Annotated in this window: 16 protein-coding genes; 8 read left to right on the top strand and 8 right to left on the bottom strand. The window is 56.6% G+C overall.

Annotated features, from left to right (window positions below; translation table 11 throughout):
* Both ACIQ0G_RS00740 and ACIQ0G_RS00745 read left to right on the top strand, forming a co-directional pair.
* The coding region (locus tag ACIQ0G_RS00740; RefSeq protein WP_397576253.1) for an ATP-dependent helicase C-terminal domain-containing protein at nucleotides 1–1,000 on the top strand (1,000 nt) is incomplete at its 5' end.
* A gap of 56 nt (nucleotides 1,001–1,056) precedes the next feature.
* The gene (locus ACIQ0G_RS00745) at nucleotides 1,057–1,335 is read left to right on the top strand and encodes an ETC complex I subunit (RefSeq protein ID WP_324479731.1); all 279 of its coding nucleotides are present in this window, start codon (nucleotides 1,057–1,059) and stop codon (nucleotides 1,333–1,335) included.
* Here the strand turns inward: ACIQ0G_RS00745 and ACIQ0G_RS00750 are convergent.
* The 4 genes from ACIQ0G_RS00750 to ACIQ0G_RS00765 are packed head-to-tail and all read right to left on the bottom strand — an operon-like array spanning nucleotide 1,332 to nucleotide 3,975.
* On the bottom strand, nucleotides 1,332–1,850 hold the full coding sequence (locus tag ACIQ0G_RS00750) for an NUDIX hydrolase (protein ID WP_397576254.1): 519 nt from the start codon (nucleotides 1,848–1,850) through the stop codon (nucleotides 1,332–1,334). The genes ACIQ0G_RS00745 and ACIQ0G_RS00750 overlap by 4 nt on opposite strands.
* On the bottom strand, nucleotides 1,847–2,536 hold the full coding sequence (locus ACIQ0G_RS00755; protein WP_397576255.1) for a TPM domain-containing protein: 690 nt from the start codon (nucleotides 2,534–2,536) through the stop codon (nucleotides 1,847–1,849). The genes ACIQ0G_RS00750 and ACIQ0G_RS00755 overlap by 4 nt, the downstream gene beginning before the upstream one ends.
* 11 nt (nucleotides 2,537–2,547) lie before the next feature.
* Nucleotides 2,548–3,345: a TPM domain-containing protein gene (locus ACIQ0G_RS00760; RefSeq protein WP_397576256.1), complete on the bottom strand. Its 798-nt coding sequence runs from the start codon at nucleotides 3,343–3,345 to the stop codon at nucleotides 2,548–2,550.
* Nucleotides 3,346–3,366: 21 nt separating this feature from the next.
* A complete protein-coding gene (locus tag ACIQ0G_RS00765) occupies nucleotides 3,367–3,975 on the bottom strand; it encodes a LemA family protein (protein ID WP_397576257.1) in 609 nt (202 codons plus the stop codon).
* Between the two features lie 268 nt (nucleotides 3,976–4,243).
* Between ACIQ0G_RS00765 and ACIQ0G_RS00770 the strand changes: the two genes are divergently transcribed.
* From ACIQ0G_RS00770 to ACIQ0G_RS00790, 5 genes are all read left to right on the top strand, one after another.
* Nucleotides 4,244–5,440, top strand: a complete 1,197-nt coding sequence (locus ACIQ0G_RS00770; protein WP_397576258.1) for a serine hydrolase domain-containing protein — start codon at nucleotides 4,244–4,246, stop codon at nucleotides 5,438–5,440.
* A 144-nt stretch (nucleotides 5,441–5,584) separates the two neighbouring features.
* On the top strand, nucleotides 5,585–6,694 hold the full coding sequence (locus ACIQ0G_RS00775; protein WP_397576259.1) for a PotD/PotF family extracellular solute-binding protein: 1,110 nt from the start codon (nucleotides 5,585–5,587) through the stop codon (nucleotides 6,692–6,694).
* Between the two features lie 3 nt (nucleotides 6,695–6,697).
* A complete protein-coding gene (locus tag ACIQ0G_RS00780) occupies nucleotides 6,698–7,609 on the top strand; it encodes an ABC transporter permease (protein ID WP_397576260.1) in 912 nt (303 codons plus the stop codon).
* On the top strand, nucleotides 7,609–8,448 hold the full coding sequence (locus ACIQ0G_RS00785) for an ABC transporter permease (protein WP_397576261.1): 840 nt from the start codon (nucleotides 7,609–7,611) through the stop codon (nucleotides 8,446–8,448). The genes ACIQ0G_RS00780 and ACIQ0G_RS00785 overlap by 1 nt, the downstream gene beginning before the upstream one ends.
* A gap of 11 nt (nucleotides 8,449–8,459) precedes the next feature.
* The gene (locus ACIQ0G_RS00790; RefSeq protein WP_397576262.1) at nucleotides 8,460–9,590 is read left to right on the top strand and encodes an ABC transporter ATP-binding protein; all 1,131 of its coding nucleotides are present in this window, start codon (nucleotides 8,460–8,462) and stop codon (nucleotides 9,588–9,590) included.
* A gap of 28 nt (nucleotides 9,591–9,618) precedes the next feature.
* Here the strand turns inward: ACIQ0G_RS00790 and ACIQ0G_RS00795 are convergent, their stop codons facing one another.
* The 4 genes from ACIQ0G_RS00795 to ACIQ0G_RS00810 form a co-directional block, all read right to left on the bottom strand.
* Nucleotides 9,619–10,407 carry an FKBP-type peptidyl-prolyl cis-trans isomerase gene (locus ACIQ0G_RS00795; RefSeq protein ID WP_397576263.1) on the bottom strand — a complete coding sequence of 263 codons (789 nt, stop codon included), beginning with the start codon at nucleotides 10,405–10,407 and terminating at the stop codon, nucleotides 9,619–9,621.
* A gap of 202 nt (nucleotides 10,408–10,609) precedes the next feature.
* Nucleotides 10,610–12,001, bottom strand: a complete 1,392-nt coding sequence (locus ACIQ0G_RS00800; protein ID WP_397576264.1) for an aspartate aminotransferase family protein — start codon at nucleotides 11,999–12,001, stop codon at nucleotides 10,610–10,612.
* A gap of 209 nt (nucleotides 12,002–12,210) precedes the next feature.
* Nucleotides 12,211–12,945 carry a gamma-glutamyl-gamma-aminobutyrate hydrolase family protein gene (locus tag ACIQ0G_RS00805; RefSeq protein ID WP_397576265.1) on the bottom strand — a complete coding sequence of 245 codons (735 nt, stop codon included), beginning with the start codon at nucleotides 12,943–12,945 and terminating at the stop codon, nucleotides 12,211–12,213.
* A 27-nt stretch (nucleotides 12,946–12,972) separates the two neighbouring features.
* A complete protein-coding gene (locus ACIQ0G_RS00810; RefSeq protein WP_183941404.1) occupies nucleotides 12,973–14,133 on the bottom strand; it encodes an isovaleryl-CoA dehydrogenase in 1,161 nt (386 codons plus the stop codon).
* 85 nt (nucleotides 14,134–14,218) lie between these two features.
* Here ACIQ0G_RS00810 and ACIQ0G_RS00815 point away from each other — a divergent pair, with 85 nt between their 5' ends.
* The gene (locus ACIQ0G_RS00815; RefSeq protein ID WP_397576266.1) at nucleotides 14,219–15,472 is read left to right on the top strand and encodes an NAD(P)/FAD-dependent oxidoreductase; all 1,254 of its coding nucleotides are present in this window, start codon (nucleotides 14,219–14,221) and stop codon (nucleotides 15,470–15,472) included.
* Nucleotides 15,473–15,474: the final 2 nt, after the last annotated feature.

Here is a 15,474-nt window from a genome sequence, read left to right on the forward strand (position 1 = left end):
CAGCGGTGCTGGCGGACAAGAACCGCTCAGCATCGGCGGCCTCATCGCCACCGCCTATCCGGATCGCATTGCCAAGCGCCGCGATAACAAAGGCGAAAAATGGATTAGCGCGATGGGGCGCGGGTTGCAGTTGGACACCGCGTCGCTTCTGGCACGCGAAGAATGGCTCGCGGTGGCCGATGTTCAAGGCGCTGCATCGGGCGCACGCATATTGTCCGCCGCGCCACTGACGGAAGCGGAGATATTTAGCCATTTCGCCGAGCGGATAACGCAGGAAGAGACCCTATCTTACGATAAGAACGCCGACCGTGTGGATGCGCGGGCGCAGCGGCGGATTGGTGCGATCGTCTTAAGCGAAGGTCGCGTGGAAAAGCCCGACCAGACGGCCGTGGCGCGTGCCCTCATGGCCGCAGTGCGCGAAATGGGTGTGGGCGCGCTGCCATGGTCAAAAGCGGCGCTCGCGCTTCGGGAGCGCGCACAATTTGCAGGCATAGCGGCGGTCAGCGACGAGGCATTATTGGAAGCGGCGGAGCAATGGCTTTTGCCGCTGCTGATGGGCGTGAACCGGCTGCGCGATGTGTCACCCTCGGCATTATCAACAGCGCTCGACAATATGCTGGGCTGGGATCAGCGCACGCGCATTGACCAAATCGCGCCAGCATCCTTTGTCAGTCCCGCAGGAACGACACATGCCATCGATTATGCAGCAGAGGCCGGGCCAACGGTTGAGCTGCGCGTACAGGGCTTGTTTGGCCTTGATAGCCATCCCACGGTTGGCGCGGAGCGCATTGCGTTGGTGTTGAGCCTGACGTCGCCTGCTGGTCGTCCCATCCAGACCACCCGCAATCTGCCAGAGTTTTGGCGGGGTAGCTGGCGGGACGTGGCCAAGGAAATGCGGGGCAGATATCCGCGGCATAACTGGCCCGATGCGCCGTGGGAGAGTGTGGCCAGCCTGAAGACGAAAAAGGCCCAAGCGCACGATGTGCCCCGCAACGCTTGACGAATCCATTGCCGTTCGGGCAAGGCAACCGCGAACATAATTTTCAGGAAATATCCATGTCTGCCCGTATTTTTCAGCGTCCCAAAAATGCCATGCAATCGGGCCGTGGCCGCACGAACGAATGGGTGCTTGAATTTCAGTCGAATGAACCGCGCAAGGCCGACCCGTTGATGGGCTGGGCAGGTTCAGGCGACACGCAATCGCAGGTCCAGTTGACCTTTCCAACGCTGGATGCCGCGCGCGCTTATGCCGACAAAAAAGGCATCGCCGCGACCTACATTCCCACACCGCCCAAGACCCTGAAGCTTCAGGCTTATGCGGATAATTTCCGTTAAAACAGCATCCCGGGCAGCATCAGCAGCTTGACGTCGACAACGCAGCCCTCGTCGCGCTTCGATTGAACGAAGCGTGGCAAATCGTGCAGGGCGACGCGATGCACGATGATATTCTCGCCATCAACACCGCCGCCTTCGCTTACTTTCGTAAGGCCATGTGCGCGCACGAGTGAAAAGCTTTCGCTGACCATGCCGGGGGATGAGAAAAACTCGCCGACGATTTCAAGCCTGTCTGCCCGATAGCCGGTTTCTTCCTCAAGCTCGCGTGCGGCCGACGTAAGCGTGTCCTCGCCTTCCTCATGGTCGCCAATAAGACCAGCGGGAAGCTCGATGCAATTAGCGCCAAGTGGTACGCGATATTGTTCGACGAGCAAGACATGGTCATCTTCGACCGCTAGGATGACGCCGGCCTTAATACCGCGCGCGCGACTGACATATTCCCATTTGCCGCGTGTCTTCGCCGTGATGAAGCTGCCTTGCCACATCACGTTTTCGACGTCTTCGTCTGCATTCATAACTGGATGAGCCTGTCGGGTAGTTCGTTGGGGTTTTCGCTGCCTTTGGGGAAATGCTCCGCCAAAACAACACCCATTTGCGCAACGGCGGCGGCAACACCCTGTCCGGGGTTGCCCGCCTTCACATGGTCAAGCAGCGCGACCATCGCATCGCCCCACACCTCTGGCGCGACCTTTGATGCAATGGCTTCGTCCGCAACGATTTCGGCCCGATGTTCCAGCATCGACAAATATAATAATACGCCGGTGCGGCCGACGGTCTTGGATTCGGTTCCGACCTTAAACAGGCTGATCGCATGGTTACGCACCCGCGCCAATTTGGTCGCTTTGGGTGTTAGCCAAAGACGCAAAGGCATCCATTTCAGGATCAGCCACGTCCCAACCCATTTCAGCGCAACCGCGGTCAACAACAATGCGACATATTCGTTGGTCGTATATTCATGGCCCCAACCACCGGTCAGGCGGTTGATGAGACCGATGTAGATGTCCGGGAAGGTCGCATAGGTTGCAAGCGCCACAAAGGCGACGCCGCTTGCCCATGCAATGCCGATGTCTTCATAATGGTCGGACAGATCGGTGACGATGGTCACGATTTCGCCGCTTGTGTGATGCTCGGCATCCGCGACTGCCGCCGTTACCAACGCGTGGTCGGCTTCGGTCATCCGGCTAATTTTAGTTAAGGCCATAACGATACTTTCTACCAACCACCCGAAGCACCGCCGCCGCCGAAGCTGCCGCCGCCTCCGCCAAAACCGCCGCCGAAGCCACCACCAAAGCCGCCTCCACCGCCGCCCCAGGATGATCCGCCACCGCCCCAGATGATGACCGGAGCCATGCCGCCGCGCCGATGCTTGCGTCCGCCGCCGTTCGTCGATCGGATCATGGGCAGAAATACAAAGAAGATCATGAACAGGATGAAGATGATCGCGCCAAACGGTATGCCTTCATCCTTGCCCTGACGTTGCTGCGCCGCTTGCGCAATTTTGGCGGCTTCGTCGGCTGGTAACTCAAGCTGTGTGACGATGCGGTCGACCCCTGCGTTGATACCGCCCGCAAAATCGCCAGCCTTGAAAAGTGGGGTGATGTCGTTGCGAATGATGGTCGATGACAGGCCGTCGGTCAGGACGGGTTCAAGACCATAGCCAACCTCGATACGCATTTTGCGTTCATTGGGCGCGACTATCAGGATGGCGCCATTGTCCTTTTCGGTCTCGCCTTTGCCATCTTGCCCAAGCGCCCATTGGCGGCCAAGCCGATATCCATAATCCGATATTTCATAGCCTTCGAGGCTGATCAATGTGGCCACCACCAATTGTCGCTTGGTGCGCGTTTCCAGCCCCTGCAACTTGGCGGTCAACACTGCTTCTTGCTGCGGATCGAGCAAGTCCGCCTGATCGACAACGCGGCCCGAAAGCGCGGGGAAGTTTTGCGCAAGCGCTGCCTGACCGGTTACGGCCAAAAGCAGCGCTGTCAGCAGGCCAAGGGCCTTTTTCATGTGTGTAATCCCAACAAGGGGTTAGTTTGCGGGGGCCATATCAAGCGTCGGTGCAGTTTCGGCACCTTGCGTGGTGGCTTGATATGGGACCATCGGTTGCGCGCCGTGAATGATCTTCGCGCCGATGATATCGGGGAAAGTGCGGATGGTGGTGTTATACGCACGCACAGCCTCGTTATAATCGCGCAAGGTGATGCGCACGCGGTTTTCCTGGCCTTCAAGCTGATCCTGTAGCTTCAGATAGCCTTCTTGGCTCTTCAACTGCGGATATTGTTCAACCGATACGAGAAGGCGCGAGAGGCTGCCCGACAATTGGTTTTGCGCAGCCTGAAAAGCGGCCATCTTGGCCGGGTTGGCCAGATCATCAGGATTGACCTGAATATTTGGCGATGTCGCGCGCGCACGGGCCTCGATAACTTCGGTCAAGGTTTTGTTTTCCTGCGCAGCTGCGCCTTTGACGACATTTGCCAGGTTGGGAATAAGGTTGGCGCGCTCTTGAAACGCGGCCTGAACATCGGCCCATTTTGCCTTGGCATTTTCCTCAGCGGTCGGAACGCTGTTGATACCGCAGCTTGCAAGAGAGAGGGCCGCAGCGGTTAATAGCAAAGATTTTACAACTTGGTTACGCATCGAAAGAGCTCCTCCAACGGGCTGTCGCCCAGATTTCAGCCGTTTAACCGGCGTGTATTACATACATAAGGCGCAGCTATGGCTTTCGCAATGTCTGCTATCGGCAATATGCCATGTTTTGCTGTCGGGCATTGTAAAGAGATGCGCTGCCCAATGAATGTGACGATAAATTCATTTCGCTTTCGCGTCATTATCTGATGTATTGCGAAGGTAGATTCAGGGGCGGCGGAAATAACGTTGCTCAAAAAATAACCACTGGGGGAGCAAGATGAAAAAATGGATACTCGGTATAATTATTGTGATCGCGGCTGCGGCTGGCGGTTTCTGGGCGAGCGCGGACAAGGATATGAAAGCGCTCATCGCCAACCTGCCGACGGACGCTAACGTGCTGTTCTGGAGCGTTGAGCAGCGCGACGCCGGTTTCCGCGCATTGGACCGCATTCCCATATTGGCGAAATCAAACATCATCAAAGCGGGTGATACGGTCTATCCCATGCCCAAGGGCGAACCGCTGACCATTGATATGGATGTTGATGCTTATATGAAGGCGCAGCGTACGGCTGGCCTCGTCATTGTCCAAGATGGCAAGATCCGTGTTGAAAAATACGGTCTCGATTTTGACGCACAGGGCAAGTGGACAAGCTTCTCTGTTGCCAAGTCCTTCACCTCGACATTGGTCGGCGCGGCCATCAAGGATGGCTATATCAAAAGCGTCGACGACATGGTCTCGGCCTATATTCCCGACCTAAAGGGTTCAGCGTATGACGACGTGACGATTGCACAGCTGCTGACGATGACGTCGGGCGTGCGATGGAACGAGGATTATGCCGATCCCAAATCTGACGTCGCATTGTTCAACCTGCACAAGCCCGAAAAGGGCATGGACGTTACCGTCAGCTATATGCGCAATTTGCCGCGTGAAGCGCCCGCCGGAACGAAGTGGGTGTATAAGACCGGCGAAACCAACCTGATCGGCGTGTTGGTCAGCTCCGCCACCAAGAAAAAGCTGTCGGATTACCTGTCGGAAAAAGTCTGGGCACCTTATGGCATGGAACAAGACGCAAGCTGGCTTTTGGGTTCAACCGGGCATGAAATCAGCGGCTGCTGCATTCAGGCATCGACCCGTGACTATGCCCGTTTTGGCTTATTCGTTATGGGCGGTGCCAAGATAAACGGGCAGAGCATATGGCCGGATAACTGGTTGGCATCTGCAACAGTCAAACATGCCGACATCGGTATGGCTGGCAGGGGCTATGGCTATCAATGGTGGACCTATGATGACGGCAGCTATGCCGCCCAAGGCATTTTCGGGCAGGGCATCTTCATCGATCCCAAACGGAATTTGATCATCGCGTCCAACAGCAATTGGCCAAAGGCGACGGATCCCGAAACCGTGGGCGAAGGGCGCGAAGCGTTCTACAAGGCGGTCCAAGCTGCGGTCGACGCCGACGCGAAAAAGCCCTGAATTCCGAACCATGTTGCGGTGCACAATAATTGCGTTAAATCGTAATAAAATTGCGCCGCAACATGCGGAAAAAAGTGTCTTTTCTAAGTCCCATTAATAGTCCAGCATGTGCATGTTACGATATGCTTCTGCTGGAGAAAAATCATGGACTTTAAGACGTTTTTACACGCGGGCAGCAACCGCCGGGCCATGTTGAAAGGGATGGGCGTTGCCGCTGTTGGTTTTTCGCTGACCGGCGCGCTTGCAGGCTGCGGTGAGAAGGAAGCGAAGAAGCTTGCCAATGGCGAAGAGGCGAAGCTGAACTTCTACAATTGGGACACCTATATCGGTGAAACCACGTTGGAGGATTATAAGGACAGCGCTGGCGTAGACGTCAACATGACGCTGTTCGCCAGCAATGACGAACTGTTCGCTAAGCTGCGCGCCGGAAACCCGGGCTATGACGTTATCGTCCCATCCAACGATTTTGTGGAGCGTATGGCCGCGGCCGATATGCTGATGCCGCTTGATCAGGCGCAAATTCCGAACTTCAAAAATGTTGCCAAAGATTATCAGGATGTTCCCTATGATCCGGCCCGCAAATATTCGATGCCATACACCTGGCTGGCGCTTGGCATTGGCTATCGCAAGTCCAAGGTAAAGGCGGTACCGGACAGCTGGAAAGTGCTGTTCGACAGCGATGAATATAAAGGCCGCATCGCGGTACTGTCCGAGGCGGGCGACATGTTCCGGCTTTACGGGAAATATATGGGCAAGTCAGTGAATGCCCTTACCGATGCCGATTTGAAGGCCATCGAAGCCATGATGATCAAGCAAAAGCCGAACATCAAAGCCTTCCACGAAGACAATGGTCAGGACTTGTTGCTTAAGGGCGAAGTCGATGTGGTGCTCGAATATAATGGCGACATTGCGCAGGCGATGGTCGAAGATTCCGACATTGGCTTTGTCATCCCCAAAGAGGGCAGCCAGCTGAACTCCGACAATCTTTGCATTCCCAAGGGCGCGCCGCATCCGAAAAATGCCCACGCATTCATCAATTATTTGCTTGATGCCGAAGCCGGCAAGAAGATCACCGAAACGATTTTGTACCCAACGCCAAATGACGCCGCAAAGGCGCTGATGCCTGACGCGTACAAGAACAATCCGGTCATTTTCCCGCCAGCAAATGTTTTGGCGAAATGCGAATATGCAAAGTTTAATCCAGAGCTTCAGCCAAAATATGAGGAGGCGTTCACCCGCGTGCGGGCCGCCTAAAATATGTCGGGGGCGCTGCAAGACTGGAAAAGCCAGAAGAAACCATTTGCCGCCGTTGTGACGGCGCCGGTATTCTGGCTCGCCCTGTTTTTTGTGGCGCCCATGGCCATTGTTTGGCTGTACAGCTTTGGGCAGAATGCCGGGCCTGCCGACATTGAAATTTCGGGCACGCTGGACAATTACAAGCGCGCGACCGAGTGGCTGTATGTATCAATTTTCCTGAAAAGCTTTGCGGTCGCGGCGCTCACCACGCTCTTGTGCCTCATCATCGGCTTTCCGGTTGCGATGGCAATTACCTTCGCCGCGCCAAAATGGCGGCCATGGCTGTTGCTTGGCATCATGCTGCCCTTTTGGACCAACCTGTTAATCCGCACTTATGCGTTGATGGCGCTGATGGGCACCAACGGATATATGAACAAGGGCTTGGCCGGATTGTGGGAAGGCGCAAGTTGGCTGCGCACGATTGTCGGCATGCAGCCGCTCGACGCGTGGACGCCCGTGCAGTTGCTCTACAACAATTTCGCGGTCGTGCTTGGGCTGGTCTATGTCCATCTGCCTTTCATGGTATTGCCGCTCTATTCTGCGCTCGACCGGCTCGACAAAAGCCTGATTGAAGCCAGCCTCGACTTGGGGGCAGGGCATTTCAAAACCTTCATGCAGATCGTGGTTCCGCTGGCCACGCCGGGCATAGTCGCGGGTGTGATGATTACCTTGATCCCTGCACTTGGCGCCTATCTCACCCCTGACTTGATGGGCGGGACAGACAGCCAGATGATCGCCAATGTTATCGAACGGCAATTCAAGCGCGCGAATGACTGGCCATTTGGCGCGGCGCTCTCGTTCCTGCTTATCTATGCAATGTTCATTCTGATCGCCTTCCAATCGATGCGTTCGAACAAAGTGAAGGAGGCGTGATGATGTTCAATCGCACCCCCATCGCGCCATTGGAATATACCAGAAAGCTGTGGATGCGCAGTTGGGTCGGATTGACCATGCTGTTTCTATACGCGCCGCTCATCATATTGATGGTCTTCAGTTTTAACGACAGTAAGCGCAATGTCGTGTGGAAGGGCTTTACCCTCAAATATTATGAGAAAGCGCTGAACAACGACAGTCTGGTGGAGGCGTTGCTCAACTCGCTCACCATCGCTGCGCTTGCGACGATCATCAGCCTTGTGATTGGCGCGCTTGCGGCGGTTGCGCTCTGGCGGTTCCGGTTTCCGTTCAAGGGGCTGGTTGAAGGGACCATGTCCCTGCCGATTATCGTTCCTGAGATTTGTTTGGGCGTCGCATTTCTGATCTTTTTTGCGAAAGTCGACTGGCCCACCGATTTGCCATGGCCGCTCAATCTTTCCGCGATCACGATTGCGCATATCACATTCTGCTTCCCATTCGTCGCCATGGTTGTGCGTGCGCGCTTGGCGAGTTTTAACAAAGAAGAGGAAGAGGCCGCAAAAGACCTTGGCGCGACGGAATGGCAGGCGTTTCGCGATGTCCTGCTGCCGCACATACGGCCGGCGTTGGTGGCGGGCGCGCTTTTGGCTTTCACGCTCAGTCTTGATGATTTCGTCATCACCTTTTTCACCAGCGGTCCGGACACGATTACCTTCCCGGTGAAGGTATATTCGATGGTCCGTTTCTCGGTCACGCCAGAGGTGAATGCCGCGTCGACAATCCTCATCCTCCTTACTGTCATCCTGACCTTCATCGCGCTGAAATTGCAGGGCGTGAAGGGCATTGCGGAAACCCATTAGAGATCATGCTTATGACCCAAGCCAAACAGCCCATCATTCAAATCCGCAATGTGTCCAAACGCTTTGGCAAGGTGACCGCTGTCGACAATATCAGTCTAGATATTCTCGCAGGCGAATTCTTCGTTTTGTTGGGACCGTCCGGCTGCGGCAAAACCACGTTGCTGCGGATGATCGCCGGCTTTGAAATGCCGACCGAGGGGCAGATCATTATCGACGGGCAGGATATGAGCCTTGTGCCGCCGAACAAGCGGCCCGTGAACATGGTATTCCAAAGCTACGCCGTTTTTCCGCACATGAACGTCACCGACAATGTCGGCTATGGCCTGCGCATATCCGGCGTATCAAAAGGCGAAATGCGCGACCGCGTTGCCGAGGCGCTTGAGCTGGTGAAACTGGGCGGATTTGAAGACCGGATGCCGGACCAGATGTCGGGCGGGCAGCGTCAGCGTGTTGCACTCGCGCGTAGCCTGGTGATGCGGCCAAAGGTGCTGTTGCTCGATGAGCCTTTGTCGGCGCTCGACGCCAAATTGCGTGCGCAGATGCAGTTTGAATTGGCTGATCTGCAGGACAAGGTCGGCATTACCTTTGTCACGGTCACGCATGATCAGGATGAGGCATTGTCGATGGCAAGCCGGGTTGCCGTCATCAACAAAGGCGAAGTTGCGCAGCTCGCGCCGCCAGCTGATCTGTATGAATATCCCGCCAATCGCTTCGTGGCCGATTTCGTGGGCTCCGTGAACATTTTTGAGGGCAAGTTGACGCTGGACGAGCCAGACAAGGCAGCCGTCGATTGCCCCGGCCTTGGCAAAATTTACCTCAATCATGGTGTCACCGGACCGCATGGCGCCGACGTCTGGGTCGCGCTGCGTCCGGAAAAGATTTACCTGCATGTGCCCGGCGAAGGCAAAGCCGTTCGCGCAGCCGCCCAAGACGCGCCCGATGGCCACAACCTCGCGCGCGGCACGATTAAGGGCATGAGCTATCTTGGCGATATCACGCTGTATGAAATCCTGCTGGAGGGCGGACAGATGATCCGCGTCAGCCGTCCGAATCTGTCACGCCATGATCAAGAGGATTTCACATGGGATGACAAGGTCAGCATGCACTGGCGTGCGGACAGCCCCGTGGTCCTATTAAGCTAGACACGACGCCCGTCCGCCGCGAACTACCTTAATTGTCAGCGGTTGGCGCAGGCCGGACATCCAACAATGTCACGATGATGTTGCTTTCGGGACCGGAATCGGCGGACTTGGGCATGCAAAAGCGATAGGTTGACCCTGCCTGCATCATTTTCAGGCCCTCGCCGAACACGGGCGATGCTTGGCTCAACGGAATTTTTTCCCATTCGCGCTGCTGCTGCACGACGCCGGTGCCAGCATCAAAAACAGTGAAGTCAACAAGCGCGATGTCGCTATCGGTCGCGCTCTTGCCCGCGCCGGCCTTGATAAGGTCAAAGCCAAGTCCGCTTGCCGTGGTTTGCGAACAACTGCGTTCTGCCACGGGAATGACTGGCTTTGGCGCTGGATTTTTGAAGGACAGCAAGTCGACTTCGAACACCAGATCTGCATTGGCCGGGATGGGGCCGGTGCCCGCTTCGCCATAGCCAAGCTTCGACGGGATGCAGAGACGGTAGCTGCCGCCAGCCTGCATCAATTGCAGACCTTGCGCAAAGCCGGGGATGACGCCGCCAACGGGGAACTGTGCATTCTGCCCGGAATCAAACTCGGTGCCGTCAGCGGTCAACATGCCCTTATAATTGACCATCACGCGCGATTCAGCGTTCGGGCGCTCGCCTTTGCCGGCCTTAATCACGGTATAGGACAGGCCTTCTGGTGTCGTGGTTGTGCATGTGAGAACGGGTGGCTTCAGCTTCGCCGCAACAGGGGCCGCGGCGTGTGCAGGCGCAAATTGAAGAAGCAGGGCAGGGGTGAGGGCCGCCGTGAGGGCGCGCTGGAGCATTTTGGATGTCATGGGGCCAAGGTAAGCATTGGATGTGGTTTGTCTAGCGTGAACACCTTACCGTAGTGCTGATCATCCAGACCCGTCACCCTGAACTTGTTTGTGCGCTGCACGCCTTCGGCTTCAGGGTCTTACTTATCGGCCGCCGCAAGTAAGATGCTGAAACAAGTTCAGCATGACGGAAATAGAAGGACTAAATATCCTACCCGATTGCGCGCAACTTCGGTTCGGCTTCATCCAGTGACGTGCGAATGATGCCAATCAAATCATCGATCTGCGATGGCGTGATAATCAGTGGCGGGCACATCACGATGCTGTCGCGGATGCCGCGGACCATCAGGCCGTTGCGGATGCAGATATCGCGCACCATTGGCCCTGCCGTGCCTTCAGCGCCGCCGAAACGCGCGCCTATGGCCTTGTCGGCAACAACCTCCACCGCGCCCAGCAAGCCAACCGAGCGGGCTTCACCGACCAGAGGGTGGTCGCTCAATGTCGCCAGCTTTTCGGCAAGATAGGGGCCGGTTTCGTTCCGGACTTTCTCAAACAGTCCCTCGCGCTCCATGATCTCGATATTGCGCAAGGCGACGGCGGATGCGACAGGGTGGCCCGAATAGGTGTAGCCATGGACGAAATCGCCACCGCTTTTGATGACCTTGACGATCTCCGCGCTTACGGCGACAGCGGAAATCGGCAGGTAACCCGACGACAGCCCCTTAGCCATGGCGATGATGTCTGGCTTTACGCCAACGGTTTCGTGGCCCCAAATATTGCCCGTCCGGCCAAAGCCGCAGATAACCTCATCACAGACCAACAATATGCCATATTTACGGCAGATTGCTTCCACCTGCGGCCAGTAATTGGCTGGCGGAATGATGACGCCGCCTGCGCCCTGGACAGGCTCACCAATGAAGGCGGCGACATTTTCCGGGCCTACTTCTAATATCTTTTCCTCAATGGCTTGCGCGCATGCTGTGCCGAAATCTTCGGGCGTCATGTCGCGGCCTTCATTGTACCAATAAGGCTGGCGGACATGTTCGATACCCGCCATCGGCAAGACGCCGGGGGCAGGGAAGCCTTGGCCGTGCATGACCTTCATTCCGCCCATGCTGACGCCCGCCACGGTGGAACCATGATAGGCATTGTGGCGGCTGATAACGATGGTGCGGCTATGTTCGCCCTTCACCTGCCAATAATGGCGTACCATCCGCAATATGGTGTCGTTGGCTTCGGAACCGGAGCTGTTGAAAAATACATGCGGCAAGCGGCCACCTGTTAGGCTCGCAATCTTTTCGGCAAGCAAGATGGCAGGTGCGTTCGCGGTTTTGAAGAAGCTGTTATAATATGGCAGCTCAAGCATTTGTTCGCGCGCAACCTCAGCAAGCTCATCGCGGCCATAGCCCGCGTTGACACACCACAGGCCGGCCATCCCGTCCAATATGCGATTGCCGTCGCCATCATGGATATAGCAGCCTTCGGCATGGGTGATGATGCGGCTGCCGCCCAGGTCTTCGATTTCCTGCCAGTCGGCTTGCGCGGGCAAATGGTGGGCGATGTCTAAACGGCGAAGTTCGGCGATGTCGTAATTGCGAGGCATGAAAAGATCTCCTTAATATTCCCCTCCCGCAAGCGGGAGGGGTTAGGGGAGGGTGGGAGCCGCAGGCGATCTATCTGATCTAGCCGTTGCAGGCCCACCCCCAGCCCCTCCCGCTTGCGGGAGGGGAGCAATAGGGCAGCGCCCGAATTCAATTCAGGGCGAAAAGCCTATCCGTGCTTGATAGCGGTTATAACGGGTCACGGTTCTGTTCACAGATTACCTCTTAACGCCTTTCCCAAAAGGTGGAAATAGGTTTGCGAATCCACGTCATTTTCCGTGCCCCATTCGGGGTGCCACTGGACCGCAAGCAAGGGGGCGCCATTGGGTCGGGCGCTATAGGCCTCGATCAGTCCATCGGGTGCGCGCGCCTCAACCGTCAGCCCATCCGCGAGCGTGCCAATACCTTGAAAATGCACCGAGTTTACGTCCAAAGCGCCTTTGGCATAGGCAGTGGACAGCATGCCACCGTCCGCAAGTTCAACAGGGTGGCGGTGGTCGAACATGGCATCGAAATCGACATCATCGGGTGCATGGTGACGGATGAGCGTATCGTTGGCGCTCGTGTCACGGCGCAATGTTCCGCCCAAGGCAACGTTGATTTCCTGAAAGCCGCGGCAAATGCCAAAGACCGGCTTGCGCGCGTCAATCATGCGGTCGACCATGGACATCGCAATCTCGTCGCGGCTGTCGTCGAAAGGACCGTCGCCGCCTTCGTCGCCATAAAGCCGCGTTGCGACATTTGAGGGGCTGCCGGTCAACAATATGCCGTCTATGCGCGGTGCGACTTCAGAGGCGGTCATCAGGTCGGGCAGTGAGGGGATGATTAACGCCGCCACATCGGCATAGGTCATGGCCGCGCGGATATATCGGTTCATCACGGCTTGAGCGACTTCGCTGCCGACCATGCGGTTACACGCGATGACACCCAATACCGGACGGCTCATTCTGCTGACTCCTGCGTCATCTCTTGCTCACGCCGCTCCGATCAGCTCCCGGCCAATCAACATCCGGCGGATTTCATTTGTTCCTGCACCAATGTCGAGCAATTTGGCATCGCGCCAGTAACGCTCGACGGGCCAATCCTTGGTATAGCCAGCGCCGCCCAATGCCTGAATGGCTTCGCCCGCCACCTTCACGGCGTTTTCGCTCGCCAACAATATTGCGCCTGCTGCGTCAAAGCGGGTGGTCTGCCCGGCGTCACATGCGCGCGCCACATTATAGACATAGCTGCGGGCAGAATTGAGCGCGACATACATGTCCGCAATCTTCGCCTGCATCAGTTGGAAACTGCCGATGGGTTTGCCGAATTGCTTGCGTTCGCGCACATAGGGCAAGACGACGTCGAGGCAGGCCTGCATTACGCCAAGCTGAAGCCCGGCGAGCACAACACGTTCATAATCAAGACCCGACATCAACACGCCCACGCCGCCATGCAGTGGGCCCATCATTTGTTCTTCGGATACAAAACAGTCGTTGAACACCAGTTCCGCCGTCGGCGATCCGCGCATCCCGACCTTGTCGATTTTCTGGCCGATGGAAAAACCCTCCATGCCTTTCTCAATCAAAAAGGCGGTGATGCCGCGCGATGCAGCCTCAGGCGCGGTCTTGGCATAAACAACCAATGTGTCTGCATAAGGCGCGTTGGTGATCCAGAATTTCGTGCCGTTCAGGATGTAACCGCCCTGAACCGCTTCGGCCTTCAGCTTCATCGACACAACGTCCGAACCGGCGCCGGTTTCGGACATCGCCAAACTGCCGACATGTTCGCCCGAAATCAGCTTGGGCAGATATTTCGCCTTTTGCTCGGGCGAGGCCCAACGCGCGATCTGGTTGACGCACAGATTGGAGTGCGCGCCATAAGACAGTCCAATGGATGCAGACGCCCGGCTGACTTCCTCAACGGCGACAACGTGTTCCAAATAGCCAAGGCCAAGGCCGCCATCTTCTTGCGCAACCGTCATGCCGTGAAGCCCAAGCGCACCCATGGCTGGCCATAATTCTTCCCGCGGAAACCAGTCATCGGCATCAATTTTGGTGGCCAAGGGCGCGATTTTATCCGTCGCAAAGCGCTTGGTGGTATCGCGGATCATGTCGGCATTTTCGCCGAGAGCAAAGTCTAAAGTCATCGCCATCCTCTGCCATTTATTTGATAGTGCCGCAAGCATGGGACTAGCCAGTTGCTGACCTTTTGCTTACCGCAGTTTTGATATTTTCTGAATGAGCGAATCTTTAACGATGCATTATGACATTCTCATCGTCGGTGGCGGCCATGGCGGTGCGCAAGCGGCCATCGCATTGCGGCAGGCAAAATTCGAAGGCAGCATCGCTATCGTCAATGCCGAACCTGAATATCCTTATGAGCGCCCACCATTGTCCAAGGACTATTTTGCGGGCGACAAGGCGTTTGAACGCATCATGATCCGGCCTGCTGCGTTTTGGGCGGAGCGTTCGGTGGATATGCTGCTCGGCCAGCGCGTGGAGACGGTGGATGCTGCCGCGCATTCCGTCACGACGTCTGACGGCACAGTCATCACCTATGGCCATATGATCTGGGCCACAGGCGGCGACCCGCGGCAATTGCCGGTCACGGGCGGTAATCTGCGCGGCGTGCATGTTGTCAGGACCCGGGCCGATGTGGATCACATGGTCGAAGGCCTGGATGATGTCGCGGACGTTGTGATTGTCGGCGGCGGCTATATCGGGCTTGAAGCCGCAGCGGTGCTGCGCAAAATGGGTAAGAAGGTGACCGTGCTGGAGGCGATGGATCGCGTGCTTGCGCGGGTTGCTGGCGAGCCGCTGTCGCGCTTTTATGAATCCGAACATCGCAGCCATGGCGTCGATCTGCGTCTGAACGTCGGCATTGCGGCGATTGAAGGCGACGAAGTCGCCACGGGCGTGCGTTTGGCCGATGACGAAGTTATCCCCGCGCAAATGGTTATCGTTGGCATTGGCATCATCCCGTCGGTTGCGCCTTTATTGACGGCGGGTGCCGCTGGCGGCGCTGGTGTTGATGTTGACGCTTATTGCCGGACATCCTTGCCAGATATCTTTGCCATTGGGGACTGCGCTGCCCATGCCAACAGCTTTGCCGGCGGCAATGTCATGCGCGTGGAATCGGTGCAGAATGCCAATGACATGGCCAATGCTGTGGCAAAAAGCGTAATGGGTGCGCTGACCGAATATCATGCGGTGCCGTGGTTCTGGTCAAACCAATATGACTTAAGGCTGCAAACCGTTGGCATCAGCGCTGGCTATGACACAACGGTGTTGCGCGGCGAACTGGACGCACGCAGCTTTTCGCTCATCTATTTGAAATCGGGCCGTGTCATTGCCCTCGATTGTGTGAACGCGACCAAGGATTATGTGCAGGGCCGCGCCTTTGTGACAGAGGGCTTGTCGCCTACGCCTGAGCAATTGGCAAACACCGAAGTTCCCTTGAAAGAACTCGCCGCCGAATTGACAGCCACCTAAAC

Origin of the sequence: Sphingorhabdus sp., from assembly GCF_044354325.1 — a bacterium.
In the GTDB taxonomy this organism is placed as follows: Bacteria; Pseudomonadota; Alphaproteobacteria; order Sphingomonadales; family Sphingomonadaceae; genus Sphingorhabdus_B.